The sequence below is a fragment of the Chloroflexota bacterium genome, assembly GCA_038040195.1.
In the GTDB taxonomy this organism is placed as follows: Bacteria; Chloroflexota; Limnocylindria; order QHBO01; family QHBO01; genus DASTEQ01.
Map to the genome: position 1 here is coordinate 1 of JBBPIR010000042.1, position 1254 is coordinate 1254.

Annotated in this window: 2 protein-coding genes; both read right to left on the reverse strand. The window is 68.4% G+C overall.

Annotated features, from left to right (window positions below):
* A partial coding sequence (locus AABM41_09900; GenBank protein MEK6192606.1) for a tripartite tricarboxylate transporter permease occupies positions 1-786 on the reverse strand: 786 nt, incomplete at its 3' end.
* Between the two features lie 40 nt (positions 787-826).
* A partial coding sequence (locus tag AABM41_09905; protein MEK6192607.1) for a tripartite tricarboxylate transporter TctB family protein occupies positions 827-1254 on the reverse strand: 428 nt, incomplete at its 5' end.

Consider the following 1254-nt stretch of genomic DNA (forward strand, 5'->3'; position numbering starts at 1 on the left):
GACGCCGGTGGCCATGCCGCGGGTGAGGCTGCCGAGGCGGCTGCGGATCGCTGAGAGACCCGGGATAGTCGTACTGATCTCGGCCGGTTGCTGAGGGGCCTTCCCCGCGAAGCGCTCCGCGAACCGCGTCAGCGCCTCCGTAAGCGCGTAGACGCCCACCAGGATCGCGAGGTAGTTGATGCCGTCGCGCAGGATGGTGGTGCCGAAGTCGTAGCGGACGGCGCCGTAGATGTCGTCGAGGCCCACGGTGGCGAGGAGCATCCCGGCGAACATCGAGATGAGGGCCTTCATCGTGGAGCTTCCAGACAGCGCGAGCACGCTGGTCAGGCCGAGCAGCACGACGGCGAAGTACTCGGCCGAGCCGAAGCGCAGCGCCACCGACGCGAACGGCTGGGAGAAGAAGACGAGCAGGAGCCACCCCGCGATCCCCCCGAACATCGCGGCGAGCGCCGCCCACCCCAGCGCCTCCGCGGCGCGGCCGCGCCGCGCCATGGTGTGGCCGTCGCGGGTGAGCGGCACGTCGTTGGGCTCGCCGGGGATGTTCAGCAGGATCGCCGTGAGCGCGCCGCCGTAGGTGCCGGCGACGTAGACGGCGATCATCATCACGAGCGCCTGCGCCGGCTCCATCGAGTAGGTGAACGGGAGGATGAGGAGGACCCCCATCACGAAGGTGAGCCCGGGCAGCACGCCCACCAGCAGGCCGATGAACACGCCGCCCACCACCAGGATCCAGAACAGGATCCCGCCGTCGATCACGGCATTGAACATGTCGACGACGATGTCCAACGTGCCTACCGTCCCGCTCTCGGCCCGCCGCTCGACCCGCTCACTGGATCCCGAGCAGCCTGTAGACCGCAACCGTGATCGTGTCGAAGATCCCCACCCCTGTGGGCAGGGACACGTACACCACCCCGACGAAGATGAAGCTGAACAACAGCGCGCCGACGGCCGCCACCAGCGTCACGTACCACTTGCGCTGCCCGCCGAGCCAGATGAAGAGCCCGAGGAAGAGCGCGGTGGAGATCATGTAGCCGAGGAACATCGTCGAGGTGACGTAGCCGACGACCAGGCCGAGCGCCAGCCAGAGGCTCGGCCAGTGGACCTCCGCCTCCGTCCGCTCGTACTCGTCGAACTCGCTCTTGACGCGGACGATCGCCCGGTTCCGATCACGGATCGTGTGCACGATGCGCACGAGCACGGAGACGGTCAGCCAGACTGCCGCCATCCGCGGCCAGAACTGCGGGCCGAGCTGGC